This is a genomic window from Erythrobacter sp. NE805 (genome assembly GCF_046452355.1).
Lineage (GTDB): Bacteria > Pseudomonadota > Alphaproteobacteria > Sphingomonadales > Sphingomonadaceae > Erythrobacter.
In genome coordinates this window covers 242,501-259,241 of record NZ_JBKFDI010000003.1, presented here as the reverse complement: position 1 = coordinate 259,241, position 16,741 = coordinate 242,501, and the positions used below count along the sequence as shown (strand labels likewise).

Annotated in this window: 20 protein-coding genes (1 of these 20 only partly in view); 9 read left to right on the top strand and 11 right to left on the bottom strand. The window is 70.4% G+C overall.

Features of this window, described 5'->3' with window-relative positions; all coding sequences use genetic code 11:
* From ACLBKU_RS12705 to ACLBKU_RS12680, 6 genes are all read right to left on the bottom strand, one after another.
* Entirely contained in the window at positions 1–621 is a 621-nt protein-coding gene (locus ACLBKU_RS12705) for a riboflavin synthase (protein ID WP_410179925.1), read from the bottom strand.
* 98 nt (positions 622–719) lie between these two features.
* Positions 720–1,667, bottom strand: a complete 948-nt coding sequence (ribD, locus tag ACLBKU_RS12700; protein ID WP_410179924.1) for a bifunctional diaminohydroxyphosphoribosylaminopyrimidine deaminase/5-amino-6-(5-phosphoribosylamino)uracil reductase RibD — start codon at positions 1,665–1,667, stop codon at positions 720–722.
* Positions 1,668–1,699: 32 nt separating this feature from the next.
* On the bottom strand, positions 1,700–2,176 hold the full coding sequence (locus tag ACLBKU_RS12695) for a hypothetical protein (RefSeq protein ID WP_410179923.1): 477 nt from the start codon (positions 2,174–2,176) through the stop codon (positions 1,700–1,702).
* 140 nt (positions 2,177–2,316) lie between these two features.
* Complete coding sequence (locus ACLBKU_RS12690) at positions 2,317–3,051, bottom strand: M48 family metallopeptidase (RefSeq protein WP_410179922.1); 735 nt, start codon at positions 3,049–3,051, stop codon at positions 2,317–2,319.
* Positions 3,048–3,527 carry a YcgN family cysteine cluster protein gene (locus ACLBKU_RS12685; protein WP_410179921.1) on the bottom strand — a complete coding sequence of 160 codons (480 nt, stop codon included), beginning with the start codon at positions 3,525–3,527 and terminating at the stop codon, positions 3,048–3,050. Before ACLBKU_RS12685 ends, ACLBKU_RS12690 begins: the two co-directional genes overlap by 4 nt.
* A complete protein-coding gene (locus tag ACLBKU_RS12680) occupies positions 3,515–4,132 on the bottom strand; it encodes an SCO family protein (protein ID WP_410179920.1) in 618 nt (205 codons plus the stop codon). The genes ACLBKU_RS12685 and ACLBKU_RS12680 overlap by 13 nt, the downstream gene beginning before the upstream one ends.
* A gap of 174 nt (positions 4,133–4,306) precedes the next feature.
* Here ACLBKU_RS12680 and ACLBKU_RS12675 point away from each other — a divergent pair, with 174 nt between their 5' ends.
* From ACLBKU_RS12675 to ssb, 3 genes are all read left to right on the top strand, one after another.
* Complete coding sequence (locus tag ACLBKU_RS12675; protein WP_410179919.1) at positions 4,307–4,864, top strand: ankyrin repeat domain-containing protein; 558 nt, start codon at positions 4,307–4,309, stop codon at positions 4,862–4,864.
* 1 nt (position 4,865) lies between these two features.
* Complete coding sequence (locus ACLBKU_RS12670) at positions 4,866–5,528, top strand: COQ9 family protein (RefSeq protein ID WP_410179918.1); 663 nt, start codon at positions 4,866–4,868, stop codon at positions 5,526–5,528.
* 224 nt (positions 5,529–5,752) lie between these two features.
* Positions 5,753–6,301, top strand: coding sequence for a single-stranded DNA-binding protein (gene ssb, locus ACLBKU_RS12665; RefSeq protein ID WP_410179917.1), 549 nt, complete (start codon positions 5,753–5,755; stop codon positions 6,299–6,301).
* A gap of 199 nt (positions 6,302–6,500) precedes the next feature.
* Here ssb and ACLBKU_RS12660 read toward each other — a convergent pair whose 3' ends face one another.
* The 3 genes from ACLBKU_RS12660 to ACLBKU_RS12650 all read right to left on the bottom strand — a co-directional run bounded on the left by ACLBKU_RS12660 (position 6,501) and on the right by ACLBKU_RS12650 (position 8,316).
* On the bottom strand, positions 6,501–7,169 hold the full coding sequence (locus tag ACLBKU_RS12660) for a DUF2490 domain-containing protein (protein ID WP_410179916.1): 669 nt from the start codon (positions 7,167–7,169) through the stop codon (positions 6,501–6,503).
* An 86-nt stretch (positions 7,170–7,255) separates the two neighbouring features.
* On the bottom strand, positions 7,256–7,792 hold the full coding sequence (locus tag ACLBKU_RS12655) for a YceD family protein (RefSeq protein ID WP_410179915.1): 537 nt from the start codon (positions 7,790–7,792) through the stop codon (positions 7,256–7,258).
* The gene (locus tag ACLBKU_RS12650; protein WP_410179914.1) at positions 7,789–8,316 is read right to left on the bottom strand and encodes a ubiquinol-cytochrome C chaperone family protein; all 528 of its coding nucleotides are present in this window, start codon (positions 8,314–8,316) and stop codon (positions 7,789–7,791) included. Before ACLBKU_RS12650 ends, ACLBKU_RS12655 begins: the two co-directional genes overlap by 4 nt.
* Positions 8,317–8,574: 258 nt before the next feature.
* Between ACLBKU_RS12650 and ACLBKU_RS12645 the strand changes: the two genes are divergently transcribed.
* The 5 genes from ACLBKU_RS12645 to ACLBKU_RS12625 all read left to right on the top strand — a co-directional run bounded on the left by ACLBKU_RS12645 (position 8,575) and on the right by ACLBKU_RS12625 (position 12,589).
* On the top strand, positions 8,575–9,057 hold the full coding sequence (locus ACLBKU_RS12645) for an outer membrane protein assembly factor BamE (RefSeq protein ID WP_410179913.1): 483 nt from the start codon (positions 8,575–8,577) through the stop codon (positions 9,055–9,057).
* 46 nt (positions 9,058–9,103) lie between these two features.
* A complete protein-coding gene (gene hslV / locus ACLBKU_RS12640) occupies positions 9,104–9,661 on the top strand; it encodes an ATP-dependent protease subunit HslV (RefSeq protein WP_410179912.1) in 558 nt (185 codons plus the stop codon).
* Between the two features lie 59 nt (positions 9,662–9,720).
* Positions 9,721–10,791, top strand: coding sequence for an acyltransferase family protein (locus ACLBKU_RS12635; RefSeq protein WP_410179911.1), 1,071 nt, complete (start codon positions 9,721–9,723; stop codon positions 10,789–10,791).
* Between the two features lie 68 nt (positions 10,792–10,859).
* Positions 10,860–12,158 (top strand): ATP-dependent protease ATPase subunit HslU, encoded by a 1,299-nt coding sequence (gene hslU, locus ACLBKU_RS12630; RefSeq protein ID WP_410179910.1) that lies wholly within the window; start codon positions 10,860–10,862, stop codon positions 12,156–12,158.
* A complete protein-coding gene (locus tag ACLBKU_RS12625) occupies positions 12,155–12,589 on the top strand; it encodes an ACT domain-containing protein (RefSeq protein WP_410179909.1) in 435 nt (144 codons plus the stop codon). Before hslU ends, ACLBKU_RS12625 begins: the two co-directional genes overlap by 4 nt.
* Positions 12,590–12,612: 23 nt before the next feature.
* Here ACLBKU_RS12625 and ACLBKU_RS12620 read toward each other — a convergent pair whose 3' ends face one another.
* Positions 12,613–14,583 carry a prolyl oligopeptidase family serine peptidase gene (locus tag ACLBKU_RS12620; protein ID WP_410179908.1) on the bottom strand — a complete coding sequence of 657 codons (1,971 nt, stop codon included), beginning with the start codon at positions 14,581–14,583 and terminating at the stop codon, positions 12,613–12,615.
* A 165-nt stretch (positions 14,584–14,748) separates the two neighbouring features.
* On the opposite strand from ACLBKU_RS12620, the gene ACLBKU_RS12615 reads away from it, so the two are divergent.
* On the top strand, positions 14,749–15,147 hold the full coding sequence (locus ACLBKU_RS12615) for a GFA family protein (RefSeq protein WP_410179907.1): 399 nt from the start codon (positions 14,749–14,751) through the stop codon (positions 15,145–15,147).
* A 3-nt stretch (positions 15,148–15,150) separates the two neighbouring features.
* Here the strand turns inward: ACLBKU_RS12615 and ACLBKU_RS12610 are convergent, their stop codons facing one another.
* A protein-coding gene (locus ACLBKU_RS12610; RefSeq protein WP_410179906.1) for an ABCB family ABC transporter ATP-binding protein/permease crosses the window boundary here: on the bottom strand, positions 15,151–16,741 show its 3' portion. Its footprint extends 263 nt past the window's final position; 1,591 of the gene's 1,854 nt are visible here — the last part of the coding sequence; its start codon lies beyond the right edge, outside the window; its stop codon occupies positions 15,151–15,153.

The window sequence follows — 16,741 nt, the reverse complement described above, 5'->3', positions numbered from 1 at the left end:
TCAGCGCGCCGCGAGGCTCTGCATGCGCTTCAGATAGCGCGCCAGCACGTCGATCTCGAGGTTGACCCGGTCGCCTTCCTCGAGCGCGCCGAGGGTCGTCACCGCGGCGGTGTGCGGAATGATGTTGAGCAGGAAGTCGCAGCTCCGGTCGGGCCGGTCGCGCACGTCGTTGACGGTCAGCGACACGCCGTTGACGGTGATCGAGCCCTTTTCGGCGATGAAGGGGCTCATCTCCGCGCGCGCCCGGATCGCGACCTGCCAGCTGTCGCCCTCCTGCTTGACCAGCACCACCTCGCCCACGTCGTCCACGTGGCCGGTGACGATGTGCCCGCCGAGCTCGTCGCCGAGCCGCAGCGAGGGCTCGATGTTGAGCCGCGCGCCCTCGGCCCACATGCCGGGGACGGTGCGGCTCACGGTCTCGCCCGAGAGGTCGACGTCGAACCATGCATCCCCCGCCGCCCCGCCGCGCTCGACGACGGTGAGGCACACGCCCGAACACGCGATCGAGGCGCCGATGTCGATCCGCGCGGGATCGAGCGGCGCGTGGATGCGCAGCCGCAGGTCGCCGCGCTGCTCGGCGGCGGCGATGGTGCCGATGGCGGTGACGATGCCGGTGAACATGGGCGCGGGGTCCTGAAACGATCGCTCGTCCTGAGCCTGTCGAAGGACGCGGGACCGGTGGCCATGCTTCGACAGGCTCAACAGGAGCGAAGATATGATTATCGCCGTCGCAGATAGGCGGTGAATTGGTCGCTGCCAAGCTGGCGGCGCTCGGCGAGGCTCCAGCGGCCATGCGCTTCCTCCAGCGACGCGAGGCGCAACGCGCCGAGCGCCCGCAGGCCCTCGCCGATCAGGATCGGGGCGGTGTAGAGATGGAGTTCGTCGACGAGGTCGGCGGCGAGGAAGGCCGCGGCGGTCTGCGCGCCGCCCTCGACATAAAGGTATTGCACGCCCTCCAGCCCGGCGATTGCCTCGGGCGAGGGGAGGGCGGTGACCCCCTCGGGCAGCGTGCCGCGGGTCAGCACCACGCGCTGCGGGGAGCGCGTCTCCAGCCCCGGCAGCCGCACGTCGAGCCGCGGCCGGTCCGCCCGCCATGTCCCCCCGCCGACGAGGATCGCGTCATGCTGCGCGCGCTGCGCATGGACATGGGCGCGCGCCGCCTCGCCGGTGATCCAGCGGCTCGTCCCGTCGGGAAGCGCGATGCAGCCGTCGAGCGAGGTCGCGAGCTTCAGCGTCACCCACGGGCGGCCGAGCCGCTGGCGGGTGAGGAAGCCGGCGAGGCTCGCCGCGGACGCCGCGTCGTCGAGCAGGGTGACGGCGATCCCCGCCGCCTCGAGCCGCGCGAGGCCCTTGCCCGCGGTGCGCGGATCGGGGTCGCGCTGCCCGGCGACAACGCGCGCCGGGCGAGCGGCGGCGACGAGGTCGGCGCAGGCGGGGCCGCGCGCGCTCTCGTGGGCGCAGGGTTCGAGCGTGACGTAGAGCGTCGCCTCGCGCAGGCCCTCGGGGGCGAGGCCCGCGAGCGCCACCGCCTCGGCATGGGGCCGCCCGCCGGCCTCGGTCCAGCCGCGCGCGATCACGCGGTTGTCGCGGACCACCAGCGCGGCGACGCCGGGATTGGGGCACGACAGCGGACGCGCGCGCATGGCCAGCCGCGCGGCGGCGGCCATCCAGTCGCGGTCGGCGGGGACGGGGCTTGCAGCTATTGCGGCGCGCCTTGTGCGGCAAGCTTGCGGGCGTTGGCCTCGATCGCCTTGCGCTTCTGCGCCTCGGCGGCGGCGCGCTCGGCCTCGGCGGCGCGCTCCATCGCCTCGACATCGAACCCGCTCGCCCGGCCGAGCGCCTTGTACATCTTGCGCTTTTCCTCGGCGATCCGCGCCTCCTCGGCCGCGCGCAGGTCCTTGATCTCCTGGTTGGCGCGGTTCTCGGCCGCGATCTCGGCATCGCTGCGCCCCGCGGCGAGCGTGGTGATGTACTCGATCCGCGGCCGCTCGGGCGCGGCGTAATATCGCTGCTCGAGCGCCCAGGCGAGGATCCCCGCCACCGGCAGCACCGAGAGTGCGAGGATCGGCCAGCGATGGGGGACGGGGCGCCGGATGTAGCTCCAGAAATCGGCGAGCCCCGGGCCGGGGTTGAAGCGCGATGCGGTGAGCGACCGGGTGAGGGGGGTGCGGGGCATGGCGGCAATATAGGGACTGCCGCCGGGATGGGGAAGGGCGCTGCGGCAGGGCGAGGCGGCGAGGGCGCGCGAGGGTGCCTCGCTGCGCTCGGCGGGCCCACCCCCGACCCCTCCCGCAGGCGGGAGGGGGGTGGCCCCCCCTAACCGAAGCTCGCGTAAAGCCCCCGCCCGTGCTCCTTGAGCCAGCGGTCGGCGGCGCGGATGTCGCCCTCGAAGATCCGTCCCAGCAGGGCGTGGAAGGCGGGCGAGTGGTCGAAGTGGACGAGGTGCGCGACCTCGTGCGCCACCACCGAACGGCGCACGAAATCGGGGGCCTGCACCAGCCGCCAGTTGATGCGGATGCGGCTCCTGTCCGAGCACGAGCCCCAGCGCCGCTGCGCCCGCGTCAGGCCGATCGGCACCGGGGCGAGGCCCGCGGCGGCGCAGTAGTCCTCCATGTCGGCCTCGGCGAGCGCCAGCGCCTCGGCCTCTAGCCAGCGCCGCACCCGCCCCTCGAGCCCGCTCTGCGGCCCGCCGAGCCGCAAGCCCTCTTCGACCAGCGCCGGGCGGCGCGGGGCGCGGGGGTCCCATTCGAGCCGCAGCGTCCGCCCCCGGTAGCGCACCTCGCCCCCCGGTTCGGGCGCGGCGCGGCGGGGAAGCTTCGCCATCTGCTCGGCGAGCCAGCCCTTCCTCGCATGGGCGAAGGCGATCGCCTCGCGCCCCTCGGCCCAGGCGGGGAGCGTGATCCGCACCTCCGAGCCGTCGGGCGCAAGGCGCAGCGTCAGGCGGCGGGCATTGTGGAGGCGCTTCAGCACGATCGGCACCGGCTTGCCGCCGAGGTCGATCTCGGGATCGAGCGCGGCCCGCGCCGAGGCTCCGCGCAGCCAGTCGATCATGCCTCGACCTCCCAGTCGCGGCCCCACGTCGTTCTGGGCGAGGGCCACTCGGTGATGTGGTGCTCCATCGGCCCGGCCTCGACCTCGCTCACCACCCGGCCCACCACCGAGACCCCGGCGCGGCGCACCGCGTCGCGGTCGCCCGAGAGGAGGTGGTGCCAGCCGGGGAGCGGGCGGCCCTCGTTCCTGAGGCGATAGGCGCAGGTCGAGGGCAGCCACGTGACCTGCTCGACGATCCGCAGGGTGAGGCGCAGGCAATCGGGGACGAAGGCCTTGCGGTTGCGATAGTCCGAGCACTGCGCGGTTGCCGTGTCGAGCAGGCGGCAGGCGATGTTGGTGTCGTGGATCTCGCCGGTGTCGGCATCCTCGAGCTTGTGCAGGCAGCAGCGCCCGCAGCCGTCGCACAGCGCCTCCCATTCGGGCCGGGTGAGCTCGCCGAGCGGCAGCTCCCAGAAGCGCTCCCTCAGCTCACCCATCGGGCGAGTTCCGCGGCGACCGCCTCGGCGCCCCGGTCGGCGGGGAGGGTCGCGATCGGCGCGCCGTCGGGGCCGAAGAGGTACACGATCCGGGTGTGGTCGACGAGATAGCCGCCGCCCGGCTGCGTCTCGCCCTTGCCGTGGGCAACCGCGAAGGCCTTGGCCGCGGCATCGACCTGTTCGCGGGTGCCGGTGAGCCCCACCATGTCGGGCGAGAAGGCGGCGGCGAACGCGCCGACCACCTGGGGGGTGTCGCGCTCGGGATCGACCGAGATGAAGATCGGCACGATCTTGGCGGCCTTGGCCGGGTCCTCGGCCTTAAGCTTCTTCAGCCCCTGCGCGATGCGCTGGACGTCGGTCGGACAGACGTCGGGGCAGAAGGTGTAGCCGAAATAGACCACCCGGTAGCGCCCCGCGAAATCGCCCCAACGCACCGTCTCGCCCTTGCTGTTGACGAGGGTGAAGTCCCCCCCGATCGCCGCGCCCGCGAGCGGCGGCTCCTGTGCCGCGTCGGCCCCGGGAGCGGCGCCCCCGCAGCCGGCGAGCGCGAGCGCCCCCGCGATGGCGAGGGCGAGGGCGGCGGAAGGCTTGTTGATGCGGTTCATGCTCTGCTAACTGGTCGCTTGTGAAAGGCCTGCGGGCGGCTCTATGGCCTTGCCCGCGCCCGGTCCACACCTTCGAGGGTGTGCCATGCTATGCGAAAGGATCAAACCTTGGCTCTTCGTGTTTTGCGCAAGTTAGGGGCTGCGGGCGCGATTGCCAGCGCTCTTGCCCTTGCGGTGCCTGCCGCCGCGCAGTTCCAGTCGGAAGGCTACAAGTTTCTGGAGGCGGTCAAGGATCGCAAGGGCGACGAGGCGACCGCGCTCCTCGACAAGCCCGGCACCCAGATCGTCAACACCCGCGACATCACCAGCGGCGACACCGGGCTCCACATCGTCGTCGCCCGCAATGACGCGCTGTGGATCCGCTTCCTGCTCCAGCGCGGCGCCGATCCGAACATCCGCAACAAGAAGGGCGTCACCCCGCTCCAGCTCGCGACCGCGCTCGGCTTCACCGAGGGTGTGACGGCGCTGCTCAAGGGCGGGGCCAACGTCAACATCGCCGACCAGACCGGCGAGACCCCGCTCATCACCGCGGTCCACGCGCGCAAGCCCGATCTGGTGCGCACCCTGCTCGCGCAGGGGGCCGACCCCGACCGCACCGACAATTCGGGCCGCTCGGCGCGCGACTACATGAAGCTGATGCCGAGCAACCAGCTGCTCCAGCAGGAGTTCGACGCCGCCGACAAGAAGCGCGCCGAAAAGGGAACCAAGAAAGACTACGGGCCTTCCTTCTGACATGACCGACTTCCAGGACATGACCCTCGACGAGCTGCGCCTCGCGCTCGCGCCCGACATCGCGGCGAGCGCGATCTTCGACGGCTGGAGCGAGACCGCGCTCGTCGCCGCCGCCGAGATGGCGGGGGCGGATGTCGACGTCGCCAAGCTCGCCTTCCCTGGCGCGAAGGCGATGGACATGATCGCGGCGTGGATCGCTTCGGTCGACGCCGCGATGGAGGCCGAATGGCCTGCCGAGCGCCTTGCGACACTCAAGATCCGCGAGCGCATCCGCACCCTCGTCGCCTTCCGATTGGAGGCGGTCGCGAACATCGACGAGGCGGTGCGCCGCGCGCTCGCGGTGATGGCCCAGCCGCAGAACGCCGCGCGCGCGCTGAAGCTCGGCTGGCGCTCGGCGGACATCATGTGGCGCCTCGCGGGCGACACCGCGACCGACTACAACCACTACACCAAGCGCGCGATCCTCGCGGGCATCTACTCGGCGACCCTCGCGGTCTTCGTCAACGACGACAGCGAGGGCAAGGCCGACACCTATGCCTTCCTCGACCGCCGGATCGACGGGGTGATGAAGTTCGAAAAGGCCAAGGCGCAGTTCCTGGGCCGCGACCGCGAGCTACCGAGCCTGACGCGGTTCCTCGGCAGGCTGCGGTATCCGGCGCGGTAAAGGCAAATCCGCCTCCAGCCGTCACCCCAGCGAAAGCTGGGGCCCAGGGCGGCAAGCACTGCACCATGAAGCCCTGGATCCCGGCTTGCGCCGGGATGACGAATTGGTGGGTGAAAAGCGCCCCTGCGCGGATGCTTCCGAGGTGAAGCTACCCTATTGCCTCTCCCGGATTCGCGGCGCATTTTCGCGTGCGGGATCAGGACATCGACGGGAAGGGTATTGCGATGGCGGGTTCGCTCAACAAGGTCATGCTGATCGGCAATCTCGGGGCCGATCCCGAGGTGCGGACCTTCTCGAATGGCGGCAAGGTCTGCAACCTCAGGATTGCGACCAGCGAGACCTACAAGGACAAGAACGGCGAGCGACAGGAAAAGACGCAGTGGCACACCGTCGCCGTCTTTCAGGAAGGTGCCGTCGCCTACGCCCAGAACTACCTCAAGAAGGGTTCGAAGGTTTTCGTCGAAGGTCAGCTCGAAACCCGCAAGTGGCAGGATCAGAACGGTCAGGACCGCTATTCCACCGAGGTCGTCGTGAGGCCCTATAGCGGAACGCTCACAGGTCTCGATGCACGTGGCGATGGCGGCGGCATGGGTGGCGGCGGCGGTTACGGCGGCGGGCGCTCGGGCGGTGGCTCGGGTGGCGGCGGCTATGGCGGCGGCGGTGGCGGCTGGGACCAGGGCGGCGGCAGCGGCGGCGCCTCGGGCGGCGGCAGCGGCTTCGGCGGCGGCCGTTCGGGCGGCTACGACGATCTCGACGACGACATCCCGTTCTGAGGCAGGCCGTTCTGAGGCAGGCCGTTCTGAGGCAGGCCGGCTTGCGCGGGGGCGGCGATTCCAGACCGGCGCTAGCCCGGCCTAGCGGGCCGCCAGCGCGTTCCAAACCCGTTCTAGGCTCGCCTAGACCCGCTCTAGCCTCCCGCCAGACGGGCATCGCGGCGGTGTTTCCCGTGAAACATCGCTTTCGCGTGGTGGCTCAGAAGGTCACGAACAGGCCCACGTTGGCGACATGGTCGATCCGGTCGGGTCCGTCGCGGAACACCGTCTGGTTGAGGTAGCCCGGCACCACCTCCACCCCCTTGCCGAGCGGGATCGCGACCCCGGCGAAGTTGCGCCACACGGCCAGCCCGCCGCGCTGGACGGGCCCCGCGCTGAGGTCGATGAAGGGCTCGGTATAGAGCACCAACCTGCTGTTTTCCTTGAGGGGAAGCCGCAGCTGGAGCCATTGCCGCAGCCGCCAGTCGGTGCCCGCGCGCTCCTCGAAGCTGCGCTGTTCGAGCCGGGTGCGCGAATCGAGCGTGACGCCGCCCTCGGTCTCGAGGAGCCGCGCGCCGATCTCCTCGTAGAAACGGTGCTCGTTGAAGCACCTGGGGCCGACCGGATCGGTCAGCACATAGGCATAGCCCGCCCCGACATGGGCCTTCGGCGCCACCCGCACGGCCACCAGCGAGCGCAGGAGAAGCTGGCCCAACCTCTGGGAATCATTGGTGAATCGCTCCTGCGCCTCGAGCCGGACGAAGACCTTTTCGCTGGCATTGACGGTGAGGAACTGGCCGAGCCAGACATTCCCGTCCTCCTCGGCAGCCAGCGCCGGTGCGGGCAGCGCGGCAAGCGCGCAGGCGGTGACGAGGCGCGCGGTGCGCATGGCGAGGACTCCGGCGGAGGGGAGGAAACACCATGCCGCCCAGAGACTTAAGGGGAGGCCACCGCGCCCCTAGGGAGGCGCCGCAGTCAGTCCTTGCGCAAGCTTGCAAGGAGGTCGGCGAGCGGGCCGAGCTGCTCGCCCTCGGCAACGATCCCCGCCGCCGCCCGCGCGGCATCGGCATCCGGACCTTCGGCATAGGGGTCGATCGCAAGGCCGAGGGTCTGGGCGATCGCCTCGCCCAGGTCGAACATCTCGCCGGTGAAGCCGATCTCGTCGCAGTCGTCGGCCTCGAGCTCGATCTCCTCGTCCTCCTCGGCAGCAGGGCGCTGGTTTTCCTCGACAAAGCGCAGGTCGACCGGCTCGTCGATGGTGACCGGGAAGTCCTCGCCCGAGACCGCGCAGGGCTGCATGACCTCGGCCCTGAGCCGTCCGGTGGCGCGGATCGCGTGCGGGCGCGGCTCGAGCGCCACCTCGGCGCGAAGGCTCTCGACCGCGCCCAGCCCGAAGCGCGCGGCGAGCGCGGCGCGCTCCTCGGCGCTCGCCTCGATCACCACCGGCCCGGCCGGCAGCGGGCGCGCCTTGACCATGCGCGCAAGCTCGGAAGGGGGCAGGGAGGCGCTCACCAGATCGCGCTCGCCGACAGCATCTCGGCGTCGGAGAAGCGGCCGAGGCGATTGAAAAGCTTCATGATTCGCTCGGCGACCATGCGCGCCGCGGCGGCCTCGTCGGCGCCGTCCGCAAAGGTCACATTACGCGCGATCGCCGCCGTGAGCCGCTCGAGGTCGCCGTCGTTGAACGCCCCGCGATAGGCACCGAGCCGCCCGCCGAGCACGCTCATCAGCTTGCCGATGCGCTTGCCGACGACCACGTCGTTGACCCCGAACTCGCGCAGCTGCCCGTCCATGTCCTCGACGAACAGCTCCGCAAGGAGCGCACTTTCCGCGCGCAAATCAGAGGCTTCGAGCCGCACCATCACCGCGCTCAGCACCGCGGTAATCATGTCGAAACGGCCCGCGACCGAGTCGGCCACCTGCGCCTCGGTGTAGTAGACCGGGTCGCGCGCGAGCTCGACGACGCGGTGCCACAGCGGGCGCACCCCCTCGCGCGGGTCCGGGGCGGTGCCGAGCAGGCGGGAGAGGAAGGACATGGGACCGGGACAACCTTTCGCAAATCGGAGGGCGTGTCGGAGCACCGCCGTCACGCTCCTACGCCAACGCGCGGGCGACGGATGCGTTCAACCGCCGTTCAAGCCTGCTTCGTCACCGCTTTCCCATATGGTGCGTTGCAAGCGCGCGCCTAGCCCCTTAAAGCACGACGCCCAAGGGACAAGTGCGCTCGCAGGGGCGACAGCAACGAAAGCGGACACGGTTTGGCGCAGATGACGGCGGGGAAGCACAAGGCGGGCATGATCGGGCGCAGGGCGCGCGGCGCGGTGCTCGTGGCGCTGGCGGCGGCGACGCTGCCGGGCTGCACGGCGATCCGGGAATCGCGCGGCTACATCCTCGATGCGACCCTCACCGAGGCGATCCAGCCGCGAATCGACAACCAGCAGTCGGTCGAGGGCACGCTCGGCCGCCCGACCTTCGTCAGCCAGTTCGGCACGCCGACCTGGTATTACGTCTCGAGCATCACCGGCCAGCGCCCCTTCAACCGCCCGCGCATCCGCGTGCACAACGTGCTCGCGGTGCAGTTCGACGCGCAGGGTCGCGTGGCGCGGGTCGACCGCACCGGGGTGGACAAGGTCGTCTACCTCGATCCCAACGGCGACAAGACCCCGACGCTGGGCCGCGAGCGCGGGTTCCTCGAGGACCTGTTCGGCAATATCGGCCAGGTCGGCGGGGCGGGCCTGCCGGGCGGAGCGCCGGGGACCGGGCCGAACGGGCAGTAAGCCCGCCGCCGCTTGATCCCGCCCCACGGCGCTCCATATTGCCGGCATGAGCGACAACCCTTCCGCCCACGGCCTCGTGCAATGGCACGGCACCACCATCATCGGCGTGCGCCGGAACGGCACCACCGTCATCGCTGGTGACGGGCAGGTGTCGATGGGCAACACCGTGATGAAGCCCAACGCCCGCAAGGTCCGCCGCATCGGCGACGGCAGCGTGATCGCCGGCTTCGCGGGCGCGACCGCCGATGCCTTCACCCTGTTCGAGCGGCTCGAGAAAAAGCTCGAGCAGTATTCGGGCCAGCTGATGCGCGCGAGCGTGGAGCTCGCCAAGGACTGGCGCACCGACAAGTACTTGAGGAACCTCGAGGCGCTGATGATCGTCGCCGACAAGGACACGCTGCTGGTGCTGACCGGCAATGGCGACGTGCTCGAGCCGGTGGGCGAGATCGCGGCGATCGGATCGGGCGGGAACTTCGCCCTCGCCGCCGCCCGCGCGATCGCGGACTACGAGGCCGACGCGGAGACCATCGCGAGGAAGGCGATGGCGGTGGCGGCCGAGATCTGCGTCTTCACCAACGGCAACCTTACCGTCGAGACCGTCTGACCCGGCGCCCGGGGGCGGCTTGCTTGCCACGCGCTCCCGGCCTCCCTATGCGCGCCGGCATGGCAACCGAGCGGCGCACCAAGATCCTCGCGATCCAGCTTCTGCGCTTCCTCGCCGCGGGAATCGTCGCCTATGCCCACGTCGCCTTCGCCTATGCGGTGCTGCTCGCGCGGGAACGCGGCCTGCCCTTCGACGCGCCGACACTGGCCCTTTCGCGGGTCGCGCTGTTCTTTCTCGTCTCGGGCGCGGTGATGGTGGTCGCCTCGGGCCGGCTGTTCGAGGCGCCAGGGAGCTGGCGCACCTTCCTCGCGCGGCGCCTCAACCGCATCCTCCCCGCCTACTGGCTGATGACGCTCGTGCTGGCGGGGGTGGCGCTGTTCCTCGGCGAGGCGGTGCGGTGGGACCGGCTGGCGCTCTCGCTGGTGCTGGTGCCCTATTGGAGCGGGGCGTGGGTGGGCCATCCGCTGCCCTTCCTGTGGCCGGCCTGGACGCTGTTCTACGAACTGCTGTTCTACCTCGTTTTTGCCGCGGCACTGCGGCTGCCGCGCGGGCGGGCGGTGCTGGCGGTGAGCGCGGTGCTGCTCGCGCTGGTGGCGCTGGGAATGCTCGCCGAGCCGCACGGGGCGGCGGCGTTCATCGCGACGCGGCCGGTGCTGCTGCTGTTCCTGCCGGGCATGGCGCTCGGGCTGATGCTCGCGCGCGGGGTCACGATCGCGCCGCGCTGGCGCGTGCTGGCGCTGTGCGTGGCGGCGGGGCTGATGGTTGCCTTCCCCGACTTCGCTTCGGGGCGCGGGGGCGCGCCGCTCGGGTGGTGGGTGACGCTCGGCATCGGCACGCCCGCGCTGCTTGTCGCGCTGGCGGTGGCGGGCGGGCCGCTGGCGCTCCCCTTCGAGGCCGCGGTCGAGCACCTCGGCAATCTCTCCTACGGCATCTTCCTCATCCACGTGCCCGTCGCGACCTTCTGGATGTGGTTCTACCCTGCCGCGGTGCCCGACCCGGGGCCGTGGGGGTTCCTCGTCAGCTGTCTCGCGGTGACGCTGGTGCTCAGCCACGTGAGCTACCGGTGGTTCGAGCGGCCCGTCACCGACTGGCTCAACGCGCGCCTCGCCGGCGCTTCGGCGGCGACTTGAACCTGCCCGGCGAGGGGCCACATTCGCCTGATCCGGGCGGCCCGCCGCCTCGCAACGACAAGGCAAAGATGGACAATCTCACTCCCAAGGCAATCGTCGCCGCGCTCGACGCGCACATCATCGGACAGGCGGATGCCAAGCGTGCGGTCGCGGTGGCGCTGCGCAATCGGTGGAGACGGCAGCGGCTCGGCGCGGACCTGCGCGACGAGGTGACGCCCAAGAACATCCTGATGATCGGGCCGACGGGCTGCGGGAAGACCGAGATCAGCCGCCGCCTTGCGAAGCTCGCGGAGGCACCCTTCATCAAGGTCGAGGCGACCAAGTTCACCGAGGTCGGCTATGTCGGCCGCGACGTCGAGCAGATCGCTCGCGATCTCGTCGAGGAGGCGATCCGGCTCGAGAAGGAGCGCCGCCGCGAGAAGGTCCGCGAGGCGGCCTCCGAGGCGGCGATGCAGCGGCTGCTCAACGCGCTCGTCGGCGAGAACGCCTCCGAGGCGACCCGCGAGAGCTTCCGCCAGCGGATCGTCCAGAACGCGATGAACGATGTCGAGGTCGAGATCGAGGTGAGGGACACGCCGCCTGCGCCCTTCGACATGGGCCAGATGGGCGGGCAGATCGGGATGATCGACCTCTCCGACATGATGGGCAAGGCCCTCGGGCGCAAGAACACCCGCCGCCAGAAGCTGCGGGTGCCCGATGCCTGGGACAGGCTCGTCGACGAGGAGGCCGACAAGCGCCTCGACCAGGACGACGTCGCGCGCGCCGCGCTCCAGAACGCCGAGACCAACGGGATCGTGTTCCTCGACGAGATCGACAAGATCGCGGTCTCCGACGTGCGCGGTGGTTCGGTCAGCCGCGAGGGCGTGCAGCGCGATCTCCTGCCGCTGATCGAGGGGACTACCGTGGCGACCAAGTACGGGCCGATGAAGACCGACCACGTGCTGTTCATCGCGAGCGGCGCGTTCCATGTCGCCAAGCCTTCCGACATGCTCCCCGAACTCCAGGGCCGCCTGCCGATCCGCGTCGAGCTGCGCGCGCTGACCGAGGCGGACTTCGTGCGCATCCTCTCCGAGACGCGCGCGAACCTCGTGGCGCAGTACAAGGCGCTGCTGGGAACGGAGCAGGTGACGCTCGAATTCCGGGACGATGCGGTCCACGCCATCGCGCGCGTCGCCGCGCAGGTGAACGCCAGCGTCGAGAACATCGGCGCGCGGCGGCTCCAGACGGTGATGGAGCGGCTGCTCGAGGAGATCAGCTTCGAGGCCGAGGATCACGTCGGCGAGACGATCACCATCGACGCGGCCTATGTCGAGGCGCGGCTCGCGGGGCTGGCGGGCAACACCGACCTCAGCAAGTATATCCTGTGACGGCAGGCAGCGGCCCGGTCGGCGAGCTTGCGGCGATGCTGGCGGGGATGGCGCCGGTGCTCGACGCGCGGCGCTGGGACTTTGCGGTGGTCGAGGGCGAGCCGCCCGCGGAGGCCTTCGCGATCATCCGCGAGGACGAGGGCGTGACGGCGATCCTCCCCGACGCGGGCGGCGGCTTCGCGCGGGTCACCCTGAAGGTGCATTCCGCGCTCGACGGCGTGGGGCTGACCGCCGCGGTCGCGACGGCGCTCGCGGGGCGGGGGATCGCCTGCAATGTCGTCGCGGGCTTCCACCACGATCACCTCTTCGTGCCGTGGGACCGGCGCGAGGAGGCGGTGGAGGCGCTGACCCGTCTGGCGCAGGGCGTGGCCGCTGGCGCGGGCCCCTCGGCTGCGCCTTCGGGGTCCACCACCCTCGGCCCCCTCCCCTGAAGAGGAGGGGGCTCGCCTCGGCGTCACTCGCCGAGGAGGTGCTTTTTCCAGAACACCAGCTGCGCGAGGAAGGCGTAGTCGGAATTCGCCTTCTTGGCGAAGCCGTGCCCTTCGTCCGCCGCCACGAGGTGCCAGGCCTCGCCGCCCCTGGCCCTGATCGCGGCGACCATCTGGTCGGCCTCGGACTTGGGCACGCGCGGGTCGTTGGCGCCGGTGATGACGAACATCGGCTTCGCAATCTCGTTCACCCGGGTGAGCGGGCTGATCTCGGTCAGCTTGGCGCGCTGCTTCGGATCGCGCTCGTCGCCGTATTCGACGCGCCTGAGGTCGCGGCGATAGGGATTGGTGTTCTCGAGAAAGCTCACGAAGTTGCTGATTGCGACGGTGCACTGGGTCGCAGTCAGACGGTCCTTCAATTGCACCGCGGCGGCGTAGCACATGTAGCCGCCGTAGGAGCCGCCGGTGAGGCCGACCCGCGCCGCATCGACCGCCGGGTCCTTCCTCACCGCGTCGATCAGCGCGGCCATGTCCTTCACCGAATCCTCGCGCTTGAACGGCCCGTTGTCGAGGCTGACGAAGGTCTTGCCATAGCCCGTCGAGCCGCGCACGTTGGGGTAGAAGAGGCCGATCCCGAGCTCGTTGAGGTAGTAGTTGCCCCGGCCGAGGAAGCCGGCGGTCGATTGCCCCTCGGGCCCGCCGTGGACCGAGACGATCAGCGGGCGCTTGCCCGGGAACTTGGCAGGGTCCGGCAGGTAGAGGAGGCCCGAAACCTCGAGCCCGTCGAAGCTCTTCGTGGTCACGATGCGCGGCTCGACATTCAGCCCTGCGTCGAGCCCGCCGGTCTCGCTCCGGGTCCAGCGGGTGAGGGCCATGGTCTTCGGGTCGAGCGACCAAACGTCCGCGGCGCTCTTGGCGCTCGAGAAGGAAAAGCCGATCTCGCCCCACGGCGCGAAGGCGAGGCCGCCGATCTGCCCGGCGGGGAGCGCATCGACCTTGGTCACCTTGCCGGTGCCGACGTCGAGAATGCGCAGCCGGTCCGAGCCCGCCTCGTTGACCTCGTAGGCGATGGTCCTGCCGTCCGCGGAGATGTCGAAGCCGTCGACGTCCCATGTCTCGCTGGTGACCGGGGTGAACTTGCCCGTCCCGGGATCGAGCCGGCCGAGGCGCTGGAAGTCCGAGCCCGCGTCGCTGGTCACCCACAGCGTGCCGTCGGGTCCGACCCGCGCGCCGCCATAGGCGATTTCGGCCCTGGGATCGCCGATCGGGATCAGCGCGCCGCTCGCGAGGTCGAGCCGGTAGAGGTCGACGTTCTGCACCGAATTGTAGTCGGCGACATAGGCCGCGCTCTTGTCGAGGGTGAAGCCGATGATCGCCCAGCCGCCGCCCTTGCTCTCGTAGAGCATCCGGGCCGAGGCCGGGTCGCGCGGGTCCATGACGTAGAGGTCCGAATCCATCCCGTTGCGGCGGGTCGAGCTGAAGCCGATCAGGGTGCCGTCATTGCTCCACGCGCCCGGCTGGTTGCGGCTCTTGCCGTCGGTCAGCAGGGTCAGGCGGCCATCCTTGAGGGTGTGGAGCTGGAAATACTCGTCCCCGCCGCGGTCCTTGGCGACGAGGATGACGTCGCCCCTGACCGGGGCATAGGTGCCCGAGACGGGCTCGGCCTCGAAACTCAACTGGATGCGCGCGCCCATCGGCTGGGCGACGCGGTGGAGCTGGCTGACATTGCCGAAGCGGGTGGTGATCAGCACCGCGCGGGTGTTCGGGTCCCACCCGGCGAAGCCCGCGCCGCGCGCCTCGAGATAGGGCCGCGCGCTCTCGGCCAGCGCGAGCGGGATCGCCGGCATCTGCTCGGCGCTGAGCGCGGCGGGGAGCGGGACGGTCGGCGCGGGTGCGGGTGCTGCCGGTGCCGGTGCGGGTGCTCCGGCGGCATTCTGAGCGGCTAGCGGGAGGGCGGCGCCCGCGAGCAGCGCGCCGATGGCGATGGTACGAAGCATTCGAGATGACTCCCCTCAGTGGCGACCGGCCCCTCGCGCGTGACGATGCGGCGGCCATGGCCGACGATCTGGCGATTGATCTGGTCTCCATGGCAGCCTAGCTCCGACAGGGAGCCGAGCCAAGTCGACCAAAGCGGTCAGCGGTGCTCGCGAGGAGGAGGGATCATGCCGAGCGGACGCTGTCATTGCGGGGCGATCGTCTACGCCTTCGAGGGCGAGCCGGTGCGCTCCTCGCTGTGCCATTGCAGCGACTGCCAGCGCTGCGCCGGGGCCCACGCGGTCGGCTGGGCCGCGGTGGGAAAGGAGACGTTCCGCATCGAGCAGGGCGAGCCTGCGCTCTACCGCTCCTCGCCCGGGGCCGAGCGGTGGTTCTGCGGGACCTGCGGGACGGGGCTCTACTACATCAACGAGGACGTGCTCCCGGGGATCGTCGACATCCAGATCGCGACCCTCGACGATCCCGATGCCTTTCCCCCGCGCGAGCGGATCCAGTGGGCCGATGCGCCGGCCTGGGCCGGGACGGTGCACGAGCTGCCGCGCTTCGAGCGCTGGCCCGAGAGCTGAAGCCTATTCGGCAGCCTCGGCCTCGATGTCGCCATCGCGCCGCTCGGTGGCCTGCCGCGCCCACATCTCTGCATAGAGCCCGCCGCGCTTGATGAGGGCGGCATGGGTGCCGCTCTCGGCGAGCCGTCCGTGGTCTAGGACCAGGATGTTGTCCGCGTCCGCGATGGTCGAGAGGCGGTGCGCGATGGCGAGAGTGGTGCGCCCTTTGGCGATGCGGCGCAAGGTGGCGAGGATCTCCTGCTCGGTGCGGGTGTCCAATGCGCTCGTCGCCTCGTCGAGCAGCAGGATCGGCGGGTTCTTGACCAGCGTGCGGGCGATCGCGACGCGCTGCTTCTCGCCGCCGGAGAGCTTGAGACCCCGCTCGCCGACCATCGTGTCGAAGCGGTCGGGCAGCCGCTCGATCAGCGGCATCAGCGCCGCGTCGCGCGCGGCCTGCTCGATCATGGCCCGGTCGGCGCCTTCCGCCCCATAGGCGATGTTGTAGGCGAGGTTCTCGTTGAACAGCACCGAATCCTGCGGGACGATGCCGATCGCGGCGCGCACGCTCTCCTGCGTGACCTCGGCGATGTCCTCTCCGCCGACCAGCACGCGGCCCGAAAGCGGATCATAGAAACGGAACAGCAGCCGCCCGATGGTGCTCTTGCCCGCGCCCGAAGGGCCGACGATCGCGGTGGTGCTCCCCGCGGGAACCTCGAAGCTGAGGCCGTGGAGGATGGTGCGGCCCGGCTCGTAGCCGAAGGTGACGTTGTCGAAGGCGACCGTCGGCTTGCGGACGATCAGCGCCGGGGCGCCGGGCTTGTCCTTCACCTCGATATCGGTGTCGATCAGGCGGAACATCTCGGCCATGTCGATGAGGCCCTGGCGGATCGTGCGGTAAACCCAGCCGAGCACGTCGAGGGGACGGAACAGCTGGATCAGGTAGGTGTTGACCAGCACGAGGTCGCCGACCGTCAGCGCGCCCTTGCTCCAGCCCCACACCGTGTAGGCCATCGCTCCTGCGACGAGCGCATTGGTGATCGCGCCCTGCGCCATGTTGAGGAGGCCGACCGAGTTCTCGGACTTGATCGCGGCCTCGGCATAGGCGCGCGCGGCCTGGCTGTAGCGCGCCTCCTCGCGGTGCTCGGCGCCGAAATACTTCACGGTCTCGTAATTGAGCAGCGAATCCACCGCGCGGTGCAGCGCCTTGCCGTCGAGGTCGTTCATCTCGCGCCGCAGCTTGGTGCGCCATTCGGTGATCGCGCGCGTCACCCAGACATAGGCGACGACGGTGAGTGCGGTGGCGGCGACGAGGTCGATGCCGAAATTGATGTAGAAGATGACGCCCACCGCGATCAGCTCGATGATCGTAGGCGCGATGTTGAACAGCAGGAAATAGAGCATCTGGTCGATGCTCTTGGTGCCGCGCTCGATGATCTTGGTGACCTCGCCGGTGCGCCGGGCGAGGTGGAACCGCAAGGAGAGGCGGTGGAGGCGGTGGAACACGTCCTCGGCAAGGTGCAGCGTCGCGATCTGGCCGACCCGCTCGAAGGCGATGTTCCTGAGGTTGTCGAAGGCAACCGAGGCGAAGCGCCCCAGCGCATAGGCCGCGACCAGC